The 19,357-nt window shown below is 65.1% G+C and carries 20 protein-coding genes; 16 read left to right on the plus strand and 4 right to left on the minus strand.

Going from position 1 to position 19,357, the window contains the following annotated elements; translation table 11 throughout:
* Positions 1-39 precede the first annotated feature (39 nt).
* Together G8O24_RS02395 and G8O24_RS02400 are read left to right on the plus strand one after the other, a co-directional pair.
* Positions 40-213 carry a hypothetical protein gene (locus G8O24_RS02395; protein WP_188096099.1) on the plus strand — a complete coding sequence of 58 codons (174 nt, stop codon included), beginning with the start codon at positions 40-42 and terminating at the stop codon, positions 211-213.
* A 46-nt stretch (positions 214-259) separates the two neighbouring features.
* Positions 260-2,122: an ABC-F family ATP-binding cassette domain-containing protein gene (locus G8O24_RS02400; RefSeq protein ID WP_188096101.1), complete on the plus strand. Its 1,863-nt coding sequence runs from the start codon at positions 260-262 to the stop codon at positions 2,120-2,122.
* 28 nt (positions 2,123-2,150) lie between these two features.
* Here the strand turns inward: G8O24_RS02400 and G8O24_RS02405 are convergent, their stop codons facing one another.
* Positions 2,151-3,617: a YncE family protein gene (locus G8O24_RS02405; protein ID WP_188096103.1), complete on the minus strand. Its 1,467-nt coding sequence runs from the start codon at positions 3,615-3,617 to the stop codon at positions 2,151-2,153.
* An 85-nt stretch (positions 3,618-3,702) separates the two neighbouring features.
* On the opposite strand from G8O24_RS02405, the gene G8O24_RS02410 reads away from it, so the two are divergent.
* Positions 3,703-4,395 (plus strand): class I SAM-dependent methyltransferase, encoded by a 693-nt coding sequence (locus G8O24_RS02410; protein ID WP_244645697.1) that lies wholly within the window; start codon positions 3,703-3,705, stop codon positions 4,393-4,395.
* A gap of 32 nt (positions 4,396-4,427) precedes the next feature.
* Here G8O24_RS02410 and G8O24_RS02415 read toward each other — a convergent pair whose 3' ends face one another.
* From G8O24_RS02415 to G8O24_RS02425, 3 genes are all read right to left on the minus strand, one after another.
* Complete coding sequence (locus tag G8O24_RS02415; RefSeq protein ID WP_188096182.1) at positions 4,428-4,922, minus strand: hypothetical protein; 495 nt, start codon at positions 4,920-4,922, stop codon at positions 4,428-4,430.
* A gap of 165 nt (positions 4,923-5,087) precedes the next feature.
* Positions 5,088-5,540, minus strand: a complete 453-nt coding sequence (locus G8O24_RS02420) for a DNA polymerase III subunit chi (RefSeq protein WP_188096105.1) — start codon at positions 5,538-5,540, stop codon at positions 5,088-5,090.
* A gap of 6 nt (positions 5,541-5,546) precedes the next feature.
* A complete protein-coding gene (locus tag G8O24_RS02425) occupies positions 5,547-7,046 on the minus strand; it encodes a leucyl aminopeptidase (protein ID WP_188096107.1) in 1,500 nt (499 codons plus the stop codon).
* A gap of 342 nt (positions 7,047-7,388) precedes the next feature.
* Between G8O24_RS02425 and lptF the strand changes: the two genes are divergently transcribed.
* The 13 genes from lptF to G8O24_RS02490 all read left to right on the plus strand — a co-directional run bounded on the left by lptF (position 7,389) and on the right by G8O24_RS02490 (position 19,349).
* Complete coding sequence (lptF, locus tag G8O24_RS02430) at positions 7,389-8,558, plus strand: LPS export ABC transporter permease LptF (RefSeq protein ID WP_188096109.1); 1,170 nt, start codon at positions 7,389-7,391, stop codon at positions 8,556-8,558.
* Entirely contained in the window at positions 8,555-9,652 is a 1,098-nt protein-coding gene (gene lptG, locus G8O24_RS02435; protein ID WP_188096111.1) for an LPS export ABC transporter permease LptG, read from the plus strand. Before lptF ends, lptG begins: the two co-directional genes overlap by 4 nt.
* The gene (locus G8O24_RS02440) at positions 9,652-12,138 is read left to right on the plus strand and encodes an LPS-assembly protein LptD (RefSeq protein ID WP_188096113.1); all 2,487 of its coding nucleotides are present in this window, start codon (positions 9,652-9,654) and stop codon (positions 12,136-12,138) included. Before lptG ends, G8O24_RS02440 begins: the two co-directional genes overlap by 1 nt.
* A gap of 69 nt (positions 12,139-12,207) precedes the next feature.
* Positions 12,208-13,140, plus strand: coding sequence for a SurA N-terminal domain-containing protein (locus G8O24_RS02445; protein WP_188096114.1), 933 nt, complete (start codon positions 12,208-12,210; stop codon positions 13,138-13,140).
* Positions 13,140-14,165: a 4-hydroxythreonine-4-phosphate dehydrogenase PdxA gene (pdxA, locus tag G8O24_RS02450; RefSeq protein WP_188096116.1), complete on the plus strand. Its 1,026-nt coding sequence runs from the start codon at positions 13,140-13,142 to the stop codon at positions 14,163-14,165. Before G8O24_RS02445 ends, pdxA begins: the two co-directional genes overlap by 1 nt.
* The gene (rsmA, locus tag G8O24_RS02455; protein ID WP_188096118.1) at positions 14,165-15,019 is read left to right on the plus strand and encodes a 16S rRNA (adenine(1518)-N(6)/adenine(1519)-N(6))-dimethyltransferase RsmA; all 855 of its coding nucleotides are present in this window, start codon (positions 14,165-14,167) and stop codon (positions 15,017-15,019) included. The genes pdxA and rsmA overlap by 1 nt, the downstream gene beginning before the upstream one ends.
* Positions 15,020-15,044: 25 nt before the next feature.
* The gene (locus G8O24_RS02460; protein ID WP_188096120.1) at positions 15,045-16,103 is read left to right on the plus strand and encodes an alcohol dehydrogenase; all 1,059 of its coding nucleotides are present in this window, start codon (positions 15,045-15,047) and stop codon (positions 16,101-16,103) included.
* A 73-nt stretch (positions 16,104-16,176) separates the two neighbouring features.
* Positions 16,177-16,404, plus strand: coding sequence for a hypothetical protein (locus G8O24_RS02465; RefSeq protein WP_188096122.1), 228 nt, complete (start codon positions 16,177-16,179; stop codon positions 16,402-16,404).
* 233 nt (positions 16,405-16,637) lie between these two features.
* Entirely contained in the window at positions 16,638-16,844 is a 207-nt protein-coding gene (locus G8O24_RS02470) for a hypothetical protein (protein WP_244645698.1), read from the plus strand.
* Between the two features lie 36 nt (positions 16,845-16,880).
* Positions 16,881-17,057 (plus strand): hypothetical protein, encoded by a 177-nt coding sequence (locus G8O24_RS02475; RefSeq protein ID WP_188096124.1) that lies wholly within the window; start codon positions 16,881-16,883, stop codon positions 17,055-17,057.
* A 58-nt stretch (positions 17,058-17,115) separates the two neighbouring features.
* On the plus strand, positions 17,116-17,364 hold the full coding sequence (locus G8O24_RS02480) for a hypothetical protein (RefSeq protein ID WP_188096126.1): 249 nt from the start codon (positions 17,116-17,118) through the stop codon (positions 17,362-17,364).
* A 118-nt stretch (positions 17,365-17,482) separates the two neighbouring features.
* A complete protein-coding gene (locus tag G8O24_RS02485) occupies positions 17,483-18,829 on the plus strand; it encodes a caspase family protein (protein ID WP_188096128.1) in 1,347 nt (448 codons plus the stop codon).
* 25 nt (positions 18,830-18,854) lie between these two features.
* Positions 18,855-19,349: a hypothetical protein gene (locus G8O24_RS02490; protein WP_188096130.1), complete on the plus strand. Its 495-nt coding sequence runs from the start codon at positions 18,855-18,857 to the stop codon at positions 19,347-19,349.
* Positions 19,350-19,357: the final 8 nt, after the last annotated feature.

The raw sequence follows: 19,357 nt of genomic DNA on the forward strand, positions 1-19,357 counted from the left end.
TGGTACCGTGTCGTTAATCTGCACACACGGAACCCCGAAATGGCTGGCCTTTCCGCCAATGACACCGAGCAGATCGACCGGCGCACCAGCCGCTCGATTTGCGATGCCGTGGGCGAGCGGCTTCAGCAGAGCCTTCGCCCCGAGCCCCGGCTTCCCACGCATCTTGAGCAGTTGCTCAACGAGCTGAAGCGGCGCGATCGCGAGTCGCATTGACGAAAAATCGGGTTGCGTTTGATCCCGGCTGCGGTGACAAGGCCGCATGCTCACCATCACCGACCTCTCCGTCCGTCTTGCCGGACGCCTCCTGATCGACAGCAGCTCCGTGCAGATCACGCCCGGCTCGCGCGTCGGCATGGTCGGACGCAACGGCACCGGCAAATCGACCCTGTTCAAGGTGATCCGCGGTGAGCTCGCAGCCGAACACGGCTCGGTGACCTTGCCGCCACGCTGGCGCGTCGGGAGCCTCGCGCAGGAAGCCCCGAACGGCCCGGAGAGCCTGATTTCCGTCGTGCTCAAGGCCGACCTGGAGCGCGATGCGCTGCTTCACGAAGCCGAGAGTGCCACCGATCCGCACCGGATCGCGGAAATCCAGACCCGGCTCGTGGACATCGATGCGCATTCGGCGCCCGCGCGGGCCGCGGCTATCCTCTCCGGCCTCGGCTTCTCCGCCGCCGACCAGCTGCGCCCCTGCGCCGAGTTCTCCGGCGGCTGGCGCATGCGTGTCGCGCTGGCCGCAACGCTGTTCGCGGCGCCCGACCTGCTGCTGCTCGACGAGCCCACCAACTATCTCGACCTCGAGGGCACGCTGTGGCTGGAGGATCACCTCGCGCACTATCCGCGCACGGTGATCGTGATCAGTCACGACCGTGACCTGCTGGAAAGCTCGGTCGATCAGATCCTGCATCTGGAGCGCGGCAAGCTCACCCTCTACAAGGGCACCTATTCCTCCTTCGAAGAACAGCGGGCTGCGCGCGAGCTGCTCGACGCCAAGGCCGTCAAGCGCCAGGAAGCCGAGCGCGCCCGCCTGCAGGCCTTCGTCGACCGCTTCAAGGCCAAGGCCTCGAAAGCCCGGCAGGCGCAATCACGCGTGAAGATGCTGGAACGGCTGAAGCCGATCACCGCGCTGGTGACGGAGGACGTGCGCGAGATCACCTTTCCCGCGCCGGAGAAGCTGTTGTCGCCGCCGATCATCGCGGTCGACAACGCCTCGGTTGGCTATGATCCGGCGACGCCGGTGCTCACCCGCGTCACCTTGCGCATCGACAATGACGACCGCATCGCGCTGCTGGGCGCCAACGGCAACGGCAAGTCGACACTGGTCAAACTGCTTGCCGGCCGACTTGCACCCTTCTCCGGCAAGGTGACGCGCGCCGACAAGCTGTCGATCGCCTATTTCGCGCAGCACCAGCTCGACGAACTGAACGAGGATGCCTCCGCCTACGACCATGTCCGCAAGCTGATGGGCGATGCGCCCGAGGCCAAGGTGCGGGCGCGGGCCGGCGCGATCGGCTTTTCCGGCAAGGCAGCCGACACCAAGGCGGGCAAGCTCTCCGGCGGCGAGAAGGCGCGGCTGCTGCTCGGGCTCGCCACCTTCTTCGGCCCCAACATGATCATCCTGGACGAGCCGACCAACCATCTCGACATCGACAGCCGCGCCGCGCTGGCCGAAGCCATCAACGAGTTTCCCGGTGCGATCATCATGGTCTCGCACGATCGCTATCTGATCGAGGCCTGCGCCGACCGGCTCTGGATCGTCGCCGATCGTACCGTGACCAATTACGACGGCGACCTCGACGAGTACCGCCGCATGGTGCTGTCCTCGCGCAATGCGGATGCCGCCCCGCGCGAGCGCAGCGCTCAAGTCGAAAAGCCGCAGCGTCCGAAGTCGGACAATCGCGGCTCGCTGAAGAAGCGCATCGCGGACGCCGAAGCCGAGATCGCCCGCGTCAGCGACATCATCGCCAAGATCGACACCGCGCTCGCCCTGCCCGACATCTTCACGCGGGATCCCAAGCAGGCCGCGCAACTGTCGAAGGCCCGCGCCAATGCCGCCGACGCGCTCGCGCGGGCGGAGGAACAATGGCTCGAGGCGAGCGCGCAGTTCGACGAGGCGACGGGTTAACTAATCATCGGCGGATCGAGACGCACTATCATCGCACCGGCCCGCGCATTGACGCCGGCTGCCCCGGCAATTTCAGCTTCGTGCCGACTTCGGTCAGCTTACCGCCAGCAAGCGAAAATACCTGCAGATCCTGGTCGATGTAATTGCCGACATAGAGGTAATCGCTGTTCGGGCTGTAGACGACGCCCTCCGGCAGGCCGCCAAGCGGCGCTCGCGAGACGACCGTCAGCTTACCGCCCTCTCCGATCGACAGTAGTGCCAGCTCGCCAGTCTTGGTCTTGAACCAGTCGCTGTCCTTGGCGGAGGTGCCGAGGAGCAGCGGAGCTGCCGCTGTCTTGCCGTCGGGCGCGATGGCAAAACCTTCCGGTCCGACGCCGGGGCTCATGACGTCGACCACATGGGGATGCGGACCTGTCGCTTCGATGACCACTTCGGCATCGGCATTGTTCTTTCCTGCGCCGGTATTCGAGGCGATGACGTATTTGCCGTCTGGCGTGATGTCGATGTTGTAGGGATTGAATGCCGACGGAATGTCGAGCGACTTGTCGTAGGTGACCGTCTCACCATCGATCGACAACACGCCGATCTTGTTCGCAAGGTTCAGGCAGACGAAGGCGCGCTTGCCGTCGGGTGCGATAACAACTGCCGCAGCCTGCTGCTCCACTGGCACTTCGGCAACCGCCTTGACGGTCGTACCCCGGATCGAGACAACAGAAACACTTTTGCCGTCACGATTGGCGATCAGTGCAAGGTCGCCCTTCTTCGAGATCGACAGACCGGACGGTTGCCGCCCGACCGCGACCGTATCGATCAATTTTGGCGGCTCCGCGGTGAGGTCAATCACGTACAATTTGTTGTCCGGGACGGCTTTCCAGGCGTTCCCATCCTGAACGTTGGTCACGGAATTCGCGACCAGGCCCAGCTTGCCGTCCGGCGTGATCTGCAGGTTCGTCGGCGGACCCAAAAGCGAGTTCGTCAGTGGCAGATTGGCGCGAATCCTGGGCTTGGCCGGGTCGGAAATGTCCACCACCAGCACAGCGTCGGTCGCTGGCGCGACGTTAATCTGGCCTTCAGGACCAAAGGTGACCTTGCTGTCCAGGCCGATCAGCATGTCATTGGTGCCAGCGGTTGCCGAACCGCCGGCAACGAGGCAAACTAGGCACGTCGCGCAAAGAGCCTTGCGTAAGTCCATGACGATTTCTCCCCACCCGGCTCGCTTATGGACGAGCTCGTTCCTCCACCGTACCTCGCGGCCTATATGGCATGCAACCATGACCCGCGCTGACGCAGGCGAAACGTCCTGTGGCTCGACCAGGTGTGCGGTAGCGCAGCGTTTGATAGATACAAGCCGTGCTTCAACGGGAAATATCGGACAGGCAAAATTTTCTGCGGTACATCGCACGTTCCGTGGCTTCGTGCTACGAAGCACGCACCGATTTTTCGACCAAAGATATTTTGAATAGGCAATTTTGAAGGAGACAGCAGATGTCGTCACCCGAACCGATCAAGTTCACCGACGGCGCGGCCTATGAGCGCTTCATGGCGCCCTGGAGCCGGTCGGCCGGGACGCTGTTCCTCGATTGGCTTGCGACCCGCTCGGGACTGGCCTGGGCGGATGTCGGAGCCGGCAATGGCGCGTTCACCGAGCTCCTTCTTGCAAAGCCGCCCCGTCGTCGGTTTGTGCGATCGATCCCTCCGACGCGCAGATTGCGACAGCACGTCAGAAGTTCGAGGCAAAGCCGGTCGAGCTGTCGATCGGCGATGCCATGGCCCTTCCCTACGAAGCCAATCGCTTCGACGTCGCGGTGATGGCGCTGGTGTTGTTCTTCGTTCCCGACCCGCGCAAGGGCGCATCGGAAATGGTGCGCGTCACCAAGCCCGACGGCCTGATCGCGTCCTATACCTGGGACGTCCTGCGCGGCGGCACGCCGACGCAGCCGCTGTGGGAAGAGCTGGATGCCCTCGGCATCCCCGCAGCGCGTCCGCCGAGCGCGGACATCTCGCGCTTCGAGGCGCTGAAGGCGCTCTGGGCGGAGCTCGGCCTGCGCGAGATCGAAACCCGCGAGTTGGTCGTCGAGCGGACTTTTGCGGACTTCGACGACTATTGGCTCTCGATGGTCGTCAGCAGCCCAAGTGGAATCGTTGGAAAGCTGTCGGATGCCGAGCAAACCGAGCTGAAACGCCGGCTGCAGGCGCGACTGCCGGCAAGCGCGTCCGGCGCGATCACCGTTCACGCCTCGGCCACTGCGATCAAGGGACGCAAGGCCGCGTAACGATCTCGGAGAGGCGAACGGCCGATGACGCGTTACGTCGCCGCCTTCTTCTTCGCCTTCGGCTTCACCGGCTTGGCGACGACCGGAGGCTCCGGGTTGCCCTCGATCGCGGACAGGCGCCCCGAGGTGAAGGTGTAGATGCCCGCGCGCGGACCCGTGGTCCAGGTGACCACCGCGACGCGGCGGCCGGCGGCATCGCTGGAGAGATTGACGTTCGAGGGCGCGCCGATGCCGCGCACGACGTCGCACTCGGTGTGGCCGAGCGCAACCGTGCCGCCCACCGGCGCCGTCGTGGACGCATTGGCGTCCGCAGGTCCTGGCGGCGGCGCCATGCCGGGGCACGCGCCGTCGGCGCTGACGAGATCCTCGGCGCCAACAGGCTTGTCGGGGGTCAGCGGCGGCGATTCGATCGAGATGTTCTTGATGAACAGGCGGCTCGGCTTGTTGAACCATTCGGCGTCTTTGGCGGACGCCAGCATATCGGTCGCGCCCGAGCAGCCCGCAAGCAGCGGCCCGACGGCGGCCAGCGCAACTATGAGCGACTTTGGAAGCTTTTGATGTCGCACGATAAACTAAAATCCCCGCATGAAGGAGCAGCCCTAAGCGATTGTCCCAACATCACTTTGCGGCACGAAGGTGGCCAAACCCAGCGTAGCTGCGAAAGTCCAAATTATCATTAACTCGGCGGGACGCTAATTCCGCCGCTGCCACCGGCCCCGTTCGTCGGCCTGCCAATAGGTGACCTCAAATCCGCGCGTCTTGCAATCCGTCCAAGTACTGCGGGCCGCCGCAAGCGCGTCCGGGTCGTCGCCGTTGAACAGCAGCACCATGCGCTCATAGCCTTCCGCATCCGCGGGCAAGGCGGCGTTGTCGACCAGGAAGCGGACATTGGCGCCGTTCGGATTGTCCGCCTCGATCGCCAGCACGATCGGCTGCTCGGCCACATCGTTCACCCGCCACGTCGCATGGGGCAAGAAGGAATCGTCGCGATAGGTCCACAAATGCGCGTCGAGTGCGTCAGCGCGCTCCGGTGAGGTCGACTGCACCACGACGCGCCAGCCGCGCTCGAGCGATTTCTCGAGAAGCGGCGGCAACACGTTCTCAACCGTCATGTTTTGCAGATGGTAGAACAGGACTTCAGTCATCTCGCGTCATTTGCGCTCGTAATGATCGGCCACCAGACGGTCGAGCAGCCGGACGCCATAGCCCGAGCCCCAGCTCTGATTGATATCGGTCTTCGGCGCGCCCATCGCGGTGCCGGCGATGTCGAGATGCGCCCAGGGCGTGCCGTCGACGAAGCGTTGCAGGAACTGCGCCGCGGTGATCGAGCCGCCGTGGCGGCCGCCGGTGTTCTTCATGTCGGCGAATTGGGAATCGATCAGCTTGTCGTATTCGGGGCCGAGCGGCATGCGCCAGACCTTCTCGCCGACCTCGATGCCGGCCGCGAGCAGGCGTTCGGCGAGTTCGTCATTGTTGGAGAACATGCCGGCATGCTCGGTGCCGAGCGCGACCATGATGGCGCCGGTCAGCGTCGCCAAATCGACCATGAATTTCGGCTTGGTCTTCCTGGCCACGTACCAGAGCACGTCGGCCAGCACGAGGCGGCCTTCGGCGTCGGTGTTGATGATCTCGATGGTCTGGCCCGACATCGAGGTGACGATGTCGCCCGGGCGCTGCGCGTTGCCGTCCGGCATGTTCTCGACGAGGCCGATGGCGCCGACCACGTTGGCCTTGGCCTTGCGCGCCGCGAGCGCGTGCATCAGGCCGACGACGCAGGCCGCTCCCCCCATGTCGCCCTTCATGTCCTCCATGCTGCCGGCCGGCTTGATCGAGATACCGCCGGTGTCGAAGCAGACGCCTTTGCCGACGAAGGCGACCGGTGCCTCGCCTTTCTTACCGCCCTCCCAGCGCATGATCACGGTGCGGCTCGGCCGCGCCGAGCCTTGGCCGACGCCGAGCAGCGCGCCCATGCCGAGCTTCTGCATCGCCTTGACGTCGAGTACCTCGATCTTGACGCCGAGCTTCCGAAGCTGGCTGGCACGGCGCGCGAATTCCTCGGGGTAGAGCACGTTCGGCGGCTCGTTGACGAGATCGCGCGCGATGATGACGCCGTCGACCACCGCGCCGGCCGAGGCAAAAGCCTTTTTCGCGGCGGGCGCATCCCCGACCGCCAGCGAGACGTCGGCGCGCAGCGCGCCCTCCTCGCCGTCCTTCTTTCGGGTCTTGTAGCGGTCGAACTTGTAGGCGCGTAAGCGCAGGCCCGAGGCGATCGCGACCGCCTGCTCGCTGCTCATGGCGCCGTCAGGCAGTTCGGCCATGATGGTCATGCTGCCGGAACCCGGCTTGAGCTTGCTCGCCGCCATGCCGCCGAATTTGAGGAAATCGTTGCCTTTCAGGCCCGAGGCCTTGCCGGTCCCGATCACGATCAGGCGCTCGGCCTTCACACCTTCGGGGGCGAGGATGTCCAGGGCCGCGCCGCTTTTACCCTTGAATGCGGCCGCCGCCGCCGCCCGCTTCACGAGCTCAGCTGCCCCACCGAGCGCCTTGGCCGTTGCCGGCCCCACCTTCAGAGTCTCGTCACAGAACACGACCAGGATGCCACGGGCGGCAGAAGCGAGCGGGACAAAGCCGACCTTGATGGCATCGGACATGGGTAACTCCTCGAAAAACATGGGACTTTTGTCGTTCAACCGGCGCGGCCGGAGGCCGGAGCTGAACGGCGATTCACTGGTCGCGCCCCACTATGGGCGAGATCGGCGGTCGATGCCAAGCACCGCCCGTGGCCGGGAATCCACAGCGAGGGAAATATTAACCATATTATGAGGGTGCCATGGGGCAGCCATTTTGTTGACGGATCAAAGGGATGGTAGTGAGAAAGTAAGCCTCCGGAAGAGGTGATTGGCCGGCCTTGGGGATCCCTGTCAGGGGATTGGTCGGACAGCCCGGCTTCCGGTGCGCGCGTTGGGGACTTGGTGGGATTCGTGCGGTAGCGCATGGGGTCGATCGATAGGTATATTTTCCGCACGACGCTGGCGTCGTTTGCGCTGGTCCTGGTCAGCCTCACCGGCGTGATCTGGATTACGCAGGCGTTGCGCGGCATCGACCTGATGACGAGCCAGGGTCAGACCATCATGACCTTCCTCGGCATCACCAGCCTCGTGATCCCGGCGCTGGTGCTGATCATCTCGCCGATCGCGCTGATGATCGCGATCTCGCACACGCTGAACAAGCTCGCGACCGATTCCGAGATCATCGTGATGAATGCCGCCGGCTTCTCGCCGTTCCGGCTGTTCTATCCGTTCTTCTACGCCACCTGCGTGGTGGCGCTGCTGGTCGCCTTCATCGCCGCCTATCTCGCGCCCGACGGCATGCGGCGGATCAAGCAGTGGGACGCCGAAATCACCGCCGACGTGCTCACCAACATCCTGCAGCCGGGGCGCTTCGCCCAGCTCGACAAGAACCTCACGATCCGGATTCGCGAACGGCTGCCCGGCGGCATCCTCGCCGGCATCTTCATCGACGACCGTCGCGATGCGAACGAGCGCGTCTCGATCGTCGCCGAGCATGGCGAGGTCGTGAAGAACGAGAACGGGTCGTTCCTGGTGCTCAAGGACGGCAATCTGCAGCGCTTCGAGGCCGGCAAGCGCGATCCCGCGCTGGTGGCGTTCGGCCGCTACGGCTTCGACATGTCGAAGTTCGGCAACCAGGGCCACGACGTCACCCTCGGCATCCGCGAACGCTATCTGTGGGAGCTGTTCTCGCCGTCCGAGGACGATCCGGTCTACAAGCAGATTCCCGGCCAGTTCCGCTCGGCGCTGCATGACAGCCTGCTGGCGCCGATCTATCCCTTCGCCTTCGCCGTGCTGACCTTCGCTTTCCTCGGCGCGCCGCGCACCACGCGCCAGAGCCGCAACTTCTCGATCGGCGGCTCGGTGCTCGCCGTGTTCGGCCTGCGCATGGCGGGTTTCGCCTGCTCGGTGATGGCGGTGAAGTCGCCTGGTCCGGTGCTGTTTCAGTACGTGATGGTGCTCGGCGCGATCGGCGTCGGGTTGTGGATGATCATCGGCGGCATCGTGGTCGAGCCGCCGCCGGCTCTCATGGAAGCCATCAACAGATCGAATGCGCGCATCGCGCGGCTGTTCGGACGGCCGGCCGCCGCATGAGCATGCTCACCAACACACTCGGGCGCTATTTCGCCGGCCGCTTCGTGGTCAACGCGCTCGGCGTGTTCCTGGGCATTTTCCTGCTGCTGGTGCTGGTCGATTACATCGAGATGGTGCGCAAGACCTCGGGCCTTGCATCCGCGTCCGCAGTCATGGTGGCGGAGACCTCGCTGTTCCGCGTACCGCAACTGCTGGAGAAGCTGACGCCGTTCTGCATGCTGATCGGCGCCATGACTTGCTATCTCACCCTCTCCCGCCGGCTCGAACTCGTGGTGGCGCGCGCCGCCGGCATCTCGGCCTGGCAATTCATCTCGCCCGCGCTCGGCAGCGCGCTCCTGATCGGCGTGATCGCCACCGCGGCCTACAATCCGATGTCGGCAAACTTGCGCGAGCTCTCCAAGCGCATGGAAGCCGAGCTGTTCGGCTCGGCGCCCGGCGGCGGCATCCAGGACGCCTCCGGCTTCTGGCTCAACCAGGTGACCAGCGACGGCCAGACCATCATCAACGCGGCGCGCAGCGAGCAGCAGGGTGTTCGGCTCACCGGGCTCACCCTGTTCCGGTTTGATACAGAGCAACACTTCAAGGAGCGGGTCGAGGCACGCGAGGCGACGCTCGAGGCCGGTCATTGGCTGTTCAAGGGCGTCCGCCGCTTCACGCTGGATTCCCCGCCGGTCGACCAGGCGAGCCTGGAAATTCCGACGACACTGACCGAGGCCCAGGTTCGCAACAGCTTTTCCACACCCGAGACTGTGTCCTTTTGGCAACTACCGAGCTACATCCGCTCGTCCGAGAGCTCTGGGTTCGCGACAGCGGGATATCGACTCCAGTATCACAAGCTGCTGGCACAGCCGTTTTTGCTCGCCGCCATGGTGATGCTCGCGGCTTCCGTGTCGCTGCGCTTCTTCCGGATGGGCGGCGTACAGAAGATGGTTTTGAGTGGCGTGGGCGCAGGCTTTCTGCTCTACGTTCTGTCGAAAGTGACTGAAGACTTGAGCAAGGCTGAGTTGATGCATCCGATCGCTGCGGCGTGGTTGCCCGTGGTGGTGGGCGGCCTCACCGGCTTTTTGGCCTTGCTGTATCAGGAGGACGGTTAGTGACTGCCGTCCGTCGAGGACCAGCGTCTGGATCGACGTTGCGCACCCGCGTGCGCGCGAACGGATATGGCTTGTCTGTCCGTAGGGTCCTGCTCGCACTGGTCGCGACCATATCGCTCGCCGGCATGATGGATGTTGCCGCGGTGGCACCTGCCGGCGCCCAGAGCTACACCTACAATCCGCGGCCGCCACGTCCGACGCCGCCAAAGGCCGCCAATGACGGGCAGATGCTCGTGCAGGCGACCGAGGTCGATTACGACTACAACAATTCGCGCGTCTCCGCGGTCGGCAACGTCCAGCTGTTCTACAACGGCACCAGCGTCGAAGCGGACCGGGTCATCTACGATCAGAAGACCAAGCGGCTGCATGCCGAAGGCAACATCCGCATGACGGATGCCGACGGCAAGATCACCTATGCCGAGATCCTCGACCTCTCCGACGACTACCGCGACGGCTTCGTCGATTCGCTGCGCGTGGACACCGCCGACCAGACCCGCATGGCCGCGACCCGCGCCGACCGCTCCAGCGGCAACTACACGGTGTTCGAGAACGGCGTCTACACGGCCTGCGCGCCCTGCAAGGACGATCCGAAGAAGCCGCCGCTCTGGCAGGTCAAGGGCGCCCGCATCATCCACGACCAGCAGGAGAAGATGCTGTATTTCGAGACGGCACAGCTCGAGTTCTTCGGCGTGCCGATCGCCTACATGCCCTACTTCTCGACGCCCGACCCGACCGTCAAGCGCAAGACCGGCTTCCTGATGCCGGGCTTCACGTCGAACACGCCGTTCGGCTATGGCGTCGAAATCCCGTTCTATTGGGCGATCGCGCCCGACATGGACGCAACCTTCAGCCCGCGCATCACCTCCAAGCAGGGCGTGCTGTTCCAAGCCGAGTTCCGCCAGCGTCTGCAGGACGGCGCCTACCAGGTGCGCGTCTACGGCATCGACCAGCTCGACCGGAACGCGCTCGCCGGCCAGCCCGGCGACCGCCAGTTCCGCGGCGCCGTCGACACCAAGGGTCAGTTCGCGCTGAACGACAAATGGGTCTGGGGCTGGGACGGCGTGGTCATGTCCGACTACTACTTCTTCTCGGACTACCGCTTGTCGCAATACCGCGATCCGCTGGGCTCGTTCCTGTACCTACCGACCGATGCGTTGTCGCAGCTGTATCTGACCGGCGTCGGCAATCGCAGCTTCTTCGACGCGCGCACGATGTACTGGCTGAGCTACTCGGGCAACCAGCAGCAGGTCCCGGTCGTCTACCCCGTGATCGACTACTCGAACGTGCTCAACTATCCGGTCTTCGGCGGCGAGTTCTCCTACAAGACGAACTTCGTCAATCTGTCGCGCAACGACGCCGTCTTCGACCCGATCACGACGCTCGCCAATACGAACAGCCTGTGCACGACGGCGTCGGCCGATCCGCTCGCGCGTACGCCGTCGCAGTGCCTGCTGCGCGGCTTCCCCGGCACCTACACCCGCCTGACGGCGGAGGCGCAGTGGCGCAAATCCTTCACCGATCCGTTCGGCGAGATCTGGACGCCGTTCGCGATCCTGCGCGCCGACGCGATCAACTCCGACGTTTCCAACCAGCCGGGCGTGTCGAACTACCTGCCCGTCGGCGACACCCAGGCGTTCCGCCTGATGCCGACCGTCGGCCTCGAATACCGCTATCCCTTCATCAATGTTCAGCCCTGGGGCTCGACCACCATCGAGCCGATCGCGCAGATCATCATCCGTCCCAACGAGACCTATGCCGGCAAGCTTCCCAACGAGGATGCGCAGAGCATGGTGTTCGATACCTCGAACCTGTTCAGCGTCGACAAGTTCTCCGGCTATGACCGCGTCGAGGGCGGCGGCCGCGCCAATGTCGGCGTGCAGGCCACCACGCAGTTCGACCGTGGCGGCGCCGTCAAGGTGCTGTTCGGCCAGTCGTACCAGCTGTTCGGCATGAACTCCTATGCGGTCCAGGACACGATCAATACGGGCGTCGATTCCGGGCTCGACAAGCCGCGCTCCGACTACGTCGCGAGCGTCGCCTACTCGCCGAACAGCACCTACACGTTCAGCGTCCGCTCCCGCATGGACGAGCAGACCTGGAACGTGCAGCGCTTCGAGGCCGAAGGCCGCGCCAACTTCAATCGCTGGTCGGTCAGCATGATGTACGGCAATTACGCGCCGCAGCCGGAGCTCGGCTATCTGACGCGCCGCGAGGGCATCCTGACCTCGGGCTCGATCAAGGTCGCCGCCAACTGGGTGGTGACAGGTTCGGCGCGCTGGGACCTCGAAGCCAACAAGATCAACCAATATGTGCTCGGCGCCGGCTATGTCGACGATTGCTTCGTGCTGGCAGCGAACTATGTAACTTCCTATAGCTATTCCGCGGGCACCACGCCGCCGGTGCTGAGCCACGCGTTCATGTTCCAGATCGGCTTGCGCACGCTGGCGAACTCGACGGGAAGCAGCAGTTCCGCCGGCCTCCAGTGACCCCGTCCAAAATGCCGGCCGCGCGCTCCCGATCGCAGGATCACCGCGGCTGACATGCGAGCGACAACCATGACTATCTCATTGCCTGTCTTCCGCCTTCCCCTTCTCGTCCTCGCTGCCGTGCTGGTTCTGGCCGGCGTCCCGGCGAGGGCGCAGAACATCGTCGTCATGGTCAATGGCGATCCCATCACCGATTTCGACATCGAGCAGCGCTCCAAGCTCGATCAGCTCACGACGCAGAAGACCCCGAACCGGCAGGACGTCATCAACGAGCTGATCGACGACAAGATCAAGCTGAAGGAAGGCAAGAAATACGGCGTCGATCCCGGCGTCTCCGACATCAACCAATCCTATGAGGGCATGGCGCAGCGCATGCGCATCTCGCCCGACCAGCTCACCAAGTCGCTCGAGACCAAGGGCGTGCGCCCCGAGACCCTGAAGGGCCGCATGAAGGCCGAGATGGTCTGGACCAGCCTCGTGCGCGGCCGTTACAAGGAGAAGCTGATGGTCGGCGAGAAGGACGTCGCCGACAAGGTGCGGGCCGAAGGCAACGACAAGCTCCAGATCGAGGGCACCGAGTACAAGATGCAGCCGATCGTGCTGATCGTGCCCCGCGGCTCCTCTCCAGCCTTCCAGGAGACGCGCATGAAGGAGGCGGAGCAATATCGCTCGCGCGTCGCGAGCTGCGAGGAAGCCAATTCGCTGTTCCGCTCCACGCCGAACGCCACCATCCGCGAGACCGTCACGAAGACGACGGCAGACCTGCCGGAGGCGTTGCGCAAGGTGCTCGACGACACGCCGATCGGCCATCTCACCGCGCCTGAAGTGACCAAGGCGGGAATCGAGATGGTGGTGCTGTGCGCGCGCAAGCCGACCACGATCGACACGCCGAAGAAGCGCGAGATCCGCGAGAAGATGTACCAGGAGAAGTACGAGAAGACCCAGAAGGCCTATCTCGACGAGATCCGCAAGGCGGCGATGATCGAATATCGCAACCGCTGATGGCTACCGTTCCCGCAAAGCCCCTCGCGCTCACGCTCGGAGAGCCCGCCGGCATCGGCCCCGACATCACGATCGCAGCCTGGCTGAGGCGCCGCGAGCTCGACCTGCCGGCCTTCTATCTGCTCGGCGACGAAGCGCTGATCGCGCAGCGTGCCAGGGCGCTGGGAAAAGTGCTCGGCGCCGACGTCACCATCGCGACGGTGAGCCCGGGCGAGGCCGCAACCGCCTTTGCCGACGCCCTGCCCGTGGTTGCGACCGGCGAGCAGGCGACCGCCGCGCCGGGCAAGCCCGACGCCTCGAGCGCGCCCGCCGCGCTTGCCTCGATCCGCCAGGCCGTCAGCGACGTGCGCGCAGGGCTCGCCAGCGCCGTCGTCACCAACCCGATTGCCAAGAGCGTGCTCTACCGCGCCGGCTTCCGCCATCCCGGCCACACCGAATTCCTCGCCGAGCTCGCCGCCAGTGACGGCCGCGTGCCGCAGCCGGTGATGATGCTGTGGTCGCCGCGGCTCGCCGTCGTGCCTGTGACGATCCACGTGTCCCTGCGGGACGCCCTCGCCCAGCTCACCAGCGACCTCATTATCTCGACGGTGCGCATCGTCGCGACCGAGCTGAAATCCCGCTTCGGCATTGCCCGTCCGCGCATCGCGATATCGGGACTCAATCCGCATGCCGGCGAGGACGGCTCGCTCGGCCATGAGGAGCAGACCGTGATCGCGCCGGCGCTCAAGGTCCTGCGCAACGACGGTATCGACGCCAGGGGCCCACTGCCCGCCGACACCATGTTCCACGAGGCTGCGCGCAGCACCTATGACTGCGCGGTCTGCATGTATCACGATCAGGCGCTGATCCCGATCAAGACGATGGCGTTCGACGATGCCGTCAACGTCACGCTCGGCCTGCCCTTCATCCGCACCTCGCCCGACCACGGCACCGCCTTCGACATCGCCGGCACCGGCAAGGCCAATCCGGCGAGCCTGATCGCCGCGCTCAAGCTTGCGAGCCGCATGGCGGCTGCAAACAGCTGATGAGCGCGATCGACGACCTTCCGCCGCTTCGCGAGGTCATTCGCCAGCACGCCCTGTCGGCCCGCAAATCGCTCGGTCAGAACTTTCTGCTCGATCTCAATCTCACAGCGCGCATCGCGCGGGCGGCAGCCCCGCTCGAAGAGAGCGTCATCGTCGAGGTCGGCCCCGGGCCCGGTGGACTGACGCGCGCGCTGCTGGCGCTCGGCGCGAGGCGTGTCATCGCCATCGAGCATGACGAGCGCGCGATCCCGGCATTGAATGATATTTCGGCGCGCTACCCTGGCAGGCTCGAGATCGTGCATGGCGACGCCATGACCTTCGATCCGCGGCCGCTGCTCGGCGCAGAGCGCGCCAGGGTCGTCGCCAATCTGCCCTACAACATCGCGACCCAGCTCCTGATCAACTGGCTCACCATCGAGCCATGGCCGCCCTGGTACGACATGATGGTGCTGATGTTTCAGCGCGAGGTCGGCGAGCGCATCGTCGCGCACGAGGACGAAGAGGCCTATGGCCGCCTCGGCGTGCTCGCCAACTGGCGCTGCGAGACGAAGATCCTGTTCGACATCTCGCCGTCCGCGTTCGTGCCGCCGCCGAAGGTCACCTCCTCCGTCGTGCGCCTCAAGCCGCGTGCGGAGCCCCTGCCCTGCGATCGCAAACTGCTCGAACAGGTCGCGGCCGCCGCCTTCGGCCAGCGCCGCAAGATGCTGCGCCAGAGCCTGAAATCGCTGGGTGTCGATCCGGCGCGACTTGCAGCCGCCGCCGCCGTCGATGCGACGCGGCGCGCCGAGACCATTCCGATCTCCGGCTTTGTTGCCATGGCCCGTGAATTGGCCGATATACGCAGCGAAGCGTGACAGTTCATATTCCGGAGGAAAGAAAATGGCGTTGATGCGTCGGCAGTCCCTGGTCAAGTTCGATGCGCCGCTGTGCGAGACCATCGTCGACACGCCCAAGCCTCAGGCTGCCGAGGTGCTGGTTCGCATCGAGCGCTGCGGCCTCTGCCATTCCGACCTGCACATCCAGGATGGCTATGCCGATCTCGGCGGCGGCAAGAAGCTCGACACCACGCGCGGCATGACGCTGCCCTTCACGCTCGGCCACGAGATCGCCGGCGTCGTCGAGGAAGTCGGTCCCGACGTGCCCGCGAGCCTGATCGGCGCGAAGAAGGCGGTGTTCCCCTGGATCGGTTGCGGCCAGTGCCGCGACTGCAAGAACGGCGACGAGAATCTCTGCGCCAGGCAGCGCTTCCTCGGCGTCTCCATCGACGGCGGCTTCGCTACCCACGTGCTGGTGCCCGACGCGAAATACCTGCTCGACTACGATCCCCTGCCCGTGAACCAGGCCGCGACGCTGATGTGCTCCGGCGTCACCGCCTATGGCGCGCTCAAGCGCCTGGTCGACCGTCCGCGCCAGCGCAATCTGCTCCTGGTCGGTCTTGGCGGCGTCGGCATGATGGGCCTGTCGTTCGCGCAAGCCATGTTCAAGCAACCGATCACCGTCGCCGATCTGTCGCAGGCCGCGCGCGAGACCGCGCTGAAGAACGGCGCCGCCAATGCCTACGACCCGTCCGAGCCCGACATGATCAAGCGCATCCTGAAGGAGACCGACGGCGGCTTCGACGAAGTCGTCGATTTCGCCGGAAACGAAAAGTCGATGGCCTTTGCGGTCGCGGTCGCGGCGCGCGGCGGCAAGGTCGTCGTCTCCGGACTGATGGGCGGCCAGTTCACCCTGCCCATGGTGCAATGGGTCTACAAGCGCCTCACCGTCGAGGGTTTCATGGTCGGCACCCTTGCCGAGGCGCATGAGCTGATGGCGCTCGCCCGTGCCGGCAAGATCAAGCCGCCGCCGATGCGCGAGGAGCCGATGGGCGACGTCCAGAAGTGGATCGACGAGCTGCGTGCCGGCAAGGTGGTCGGCCGCATCGTGCTGAAGAACTGACGTCCGTCGGCGGCGGGATGCCTGTCTCGCCGCCACACACGGAACGGCTGCGACCGCACCGCGTTGGCAGCGCATGTCCATTCGCTGCACCGTCGAGAGCGCATTCTTCATCGCCTGGAGCTTCCTGGAGAAGACCGGCGAGCTCGGCCCACCCGACTCCTCCGCGAACATCATTCTCGACGCGATCGAAGCGCAGCTCAGAACCGGCGAGCGCCGTCCGCTGATGCTCGCCAACAAAGCCATCGATACGTATCGGTACGTGACCCGGCTGTCGGCCGCGCGCGAAACACGCCTCGGCTAGCCGCAAGCAAGGTCCCTCCCGCGGTTGCCCTATGTTCACTCCTGAACAAAGTGTCCGCTCCAGCTCAAAGCTCCGTGGTTCTCCGGCCGAGAACAGAGTTCGAGGCGTGGCAAGCCTGCAACGCAGGACGGCCCGCATCGTTGCCTGCGCCTTTTGATCGCGCTGCCACAATTAGGTCAGACCCAGGTCTGGAACGTCCCGCGCGCCCAGCGCGTTGGCCCTTCGTCAAGGCAATGACGGAGTCTGAACTGCATGACAAAGCCGCTGACAAAAACCGTGCAGCTCCCGACGAGAACCGGAGCCACAAGGGCCCCGGCAGCGTGCCGACCGTTCCTGTCGACACCACCAAAGGTCATCGCGACGACGAGAAGCATAACATCCGTGAGCAGGCCGCCCACGGCAATCTCACCCAGAACACCAGCAACCGGCGCATGGGATAGGCGCAAAACCAGGGGGATCAGACAGGAGACACGAACGTGGTCACTCCCGGCAAATGGTACGATCCGATTTCCGAGCGCTGGGTCGCACCGCGCGAATGTCGTTCTGACGTCAAATCCCCACATCCGACCGAGAACCACGTGCTCGAGATGCAGAGGTCCGTCGAGATCCAGCGCATCTGGCGTCTGCTGGTCGATTGCTGCGCAAGCAAGTGACGCTCTTGCCCTGGCGCGCTGGAGAACAGCGCCCCGTCCGCCGCATCATAGTTCCTGCATGACCGATCCCGCATCACCCACCAGACCCGTCGTAATAGCGATCCGCTATCTCGCGGTCATTGCCGGCTATGGCTGCCTGCTTCTCACCGCGGTGTGCTTCGCCATCGCGTGTCAGGTGTTCATCCAGACCGGCGTATTCGCGCAGTCCTATACGATGGTCGGATTGATCGGCGGCGTGCTCGGAGCGCTGGCGCTGAAGCTGGCGAGTGTTTGGAGGCGAGCCTTGCCGTCTGCGAGGTCGCGCTGACTGCGCGGACGTGGCAAGCCGCCAATCTGCCGCGCTGAAGCCTCCGACACGAGCATCCCACCGCTTTTCGCCTCCCCATAGGGCTGTTAGACTGGCGCCATTGCTTTGGGGAATTTCGATGCACGCGAGAATTTTCAATCGCGTCCTGATGTTGGCTGCGCTGGCCATGTCCGCGCTCGCCGCCGCGACGCAAACCGCAACGGCTGAGAAGCGCATCGCGCTGGTCGTCGGCAATTCCGCCTACAAGAACATCACGCCGCTCGACAATCCCGCCAAGGACGCGAGCCTGATGGCGCAGACGCTCGGCTCACTCGGCTTCACACTGGTCGGCGGCGGCGCCCAGCTTGATCTCGACAAGGCCGCGATGGACGTCGCGGTGCAGAGTTTCGGCCGCCAGGTGCAGGGTGCCGACGTCGCGCTGTTCTACTATGCCGGTCATGGCGTCCAGGTCGCGGGCTCGAATTATCTGGTGCCTGTCAGTGCCAATCCGACGCGCGAGGCCGATGTCGACTTCCAGATGACCGACGTCAGCCTGGTGCTGCGGCAGATGCAGGGCTCCGGCACGCGGCTCAATCTCGTCATCCTCGATGCCTGCCGCAACAATCCCTTTGGCTCACGAGGCCTGCGTTCCTCCGACGGCGGCCTCGCCCAGATGCGCGCGCCCGAGGGCACGCTGATTTCCTACGCAACGCAGCCGGGCAACGTCGCGCAGGATGGCAGCGACGGCCACAGCCCCTACACCAAGGCACTGGCGGCAACGATCCGCACCGCCGGCCTCGACGTCTTCCAGACCTTCAATCAGGTCGGGCTCGCCGTGAAGCGCGCCACATCAGGCGCGCAGCAGCCCTGGGTGTCGTCCTCGCCGATCGACGGCACGTTCTACTTCGTGCCACCGACGCAAGTCGCGCCGCCGCAGGTCGCGGCGATGCAGCCCGATCCGCTGCCGGCCGATCGCCTGCGCGCCGATCCCGACCGCGTGCCGCTGCGCGATGCCGCGCTGCTCAGCGAGTTGAGCGAGCGGCTCTATGAGCTCAATTTCGATCCGGATACGCCCGATGGCCTCACCCGCGCCATCACGAAACTTCAACAGCGCATTTCCATGGCGCCCACGGGTGAAGCGACCGAGGGCCTGCTGCTGCGGATGCGCAAGATGGAGGATCTCAAGCCATGGGGCTCGATCGTCTATGGGCCCGACACCAACAAATGGGGCATCGCGTGGAATCACGCCTCGCGGCGCGCGGCGGTGGCGGATGCACGCGGCAATTGCGGCGGGGCGAAATGTCCGGTCGAGCTCTCCTTCTACGGCAGGAGCTGCGGCGCGTTCGCGATCTCGGACAAATCCTGGTCGCTGGTCCAGCGCGAGGGCGTGCAGCGCGCCAAGGACGCCGCGCTTGACGAATGCGGCAAGGCTGGCAAAGCTTGCCGCATTATTGGAGCGGTCTGCGCCGACGGCTCCGGCCGCTGATACCTTTTCATTGTGGATTTTGCTCATGACCAGTGCCGTCGTCCGCACGTTCGCCCTCGCCTCGCTGCTTTCGATCGCCCTCGCTTCACCCTCCGCCTTCGCGCAGTCCGGCAGCGCCGGCGGCTCGATCGGCAATGACGAGAAGTCGCTGTCGGGCTCGCGCTCGGATCGTTCGGCCGAGCCCGCCGCGCCTGCGCGCCGCAGCAAGCCGGCGGCAGAGGAGCGTTCATCGCCGCGGCGAAGTGGTGGCGGTGGTGGCGGCGGCGGCTTCGACGGCGCCTGGATCGTCACCAGCGTCGGCTGTGGCGGCTCGACGAGCGGCGCTGTCGTGGTCAGTTCGGGCCGGGTCATCGGCGAAGGCGTCACCGGAACGGTCAGCCCGAGCGGCTCGGTCAGTACGCAAGGCCAGGGCCAGGGTGTGACCTTCACCGGCGCGGGCAGGCTCTCCGGCCGCAGCGGTTCGGGCACCTGGCGGCGCTCCGACGGCTGCGGCGGAACCTGGACCTCGGCCAAGCAATAACGACCAGA

Source organism: Bradyrhizobium campsiandrae (assembly GCF_014529705.1).
Classification (GTDB): Bacteria; Pseudomonadota; Alphaproteobacteria; order Rhizobiales; family Xanthobacteraceae; genus Bradyrhizobium; species Bradyrhizobium campsiandrae.

What these genes read in the sequence shown, in the direction of transcription:
- G8O24_RS02395 (WP_188096099.1), top strand. Translation starts at nt 40, where the DNA reads ATGGCTGGCCTTTCCGCCAATGACACCGAGCAGATCGACCGGCGCACC.
- G8O24_RS02400 (WP_188096101.1), top strand. Translation starts at nt 260, where the DNA reads ATGCTCACCATCACCGACCTCTCCGTCCGTCTTGCCGGACGCCTCCTG.
- G8O24_RS02420 (WP_188096105.1), bottom strand. Translation starts at nt 5,540, where the DNA reads ATGACTGAAGTCCTGTTCTACCATCTGCAAAACATGACGGTTGAGAAC.
- G8O24_RS02425 (WP_188096107.1), bottom strand. Translation starts at nt 7,046, where the DNA reads ATGTCCGATGCCATCAAGGTCGGCTTTGTCCCGCTCGCTTCTGCCGCC.
- lptF (WP_188096109.1), top strand. Translation starts at nt 7,389, where the DNA reads ATGGGGTCGATCGATAGGTATATTTTCCGCACGACGCTGGCGTCGTTT.
- lptG (WP_188096111.1), top strand. Translation starts at nt 8,555, where the DNA reads ATGAGCATGCTCACCAACACACTCGGGCGCTATTTCGCCGGCCGCTTC.
- G8O24_RS02445 (WP_188096114.1), top strand. Translation starts at nt 12,208, where the DNA reads ATGACTATCTCATTGCCTGTCTTCCGCCTTCCCCTTCTCGTCCTCGCT.
- pdxA (WP_188096116.1), top strand. Translation starts at nt 13,140, where the DNA reads ATGGCTACCGTTCCCGCAAAGCCCCTCGCGCTCACGCTCGGAGAGCCC.
- rsmA (WP_188096118.1), top strand. Translation starts at nt 14,165, where the DNA reads ATGAGCGCGATCGACGACCTTCCGCCGCTTCGCGAGGTCATTCGCCAG.
- G8O24_RS02460 (WP_188096120.1), top strand. Translation starts at nt 15,045, where the DNA reads ATGGCGTTGATGCGTCGGCAGTCCCTGGTCAAGTTCGATGCGCCGCTG.
- G8O24_RS02465 (WP_188096122.1), top strand. Translation starts at nt 16,177, where the DNA reads ATGTCCATTCGCTGCACCGTCGAGAGCGCATTCTTCATCGCCTGGAGC.
- G8O24_RS02470 (WP_244645698.1), top strand. Translation starts at nt 16,638, where the DNA reads ATGACGGAGTCTGAACTGCATGACAAAGCCGCTGACAAAAACCGTGCA.
- G8O24_RS02480 (WP_188096126.1), top strand. Translation starts at nt 17,116, where the DNA reads ATGACCGATCCCGCATCACCCACCAGACCCGTCGTAATAGCGATCCGC.
- G8O24_RS02485 (WP_188096128.1), top strand. Translation starts at nt 17,483, where the DNA reads ATGCACGCGAGAATTTTCAATCGCGTCCTGATGTTGGCTGCGCTGGCC.
- G8O24_RS02490 (WP_188096130.1), top strand. Translation starts at nt 18,855, where the DNA reads ATGACCAGTGCCGTCGTCCGCACGTTCGCCCTCGCCTCGCTGCTTTCG.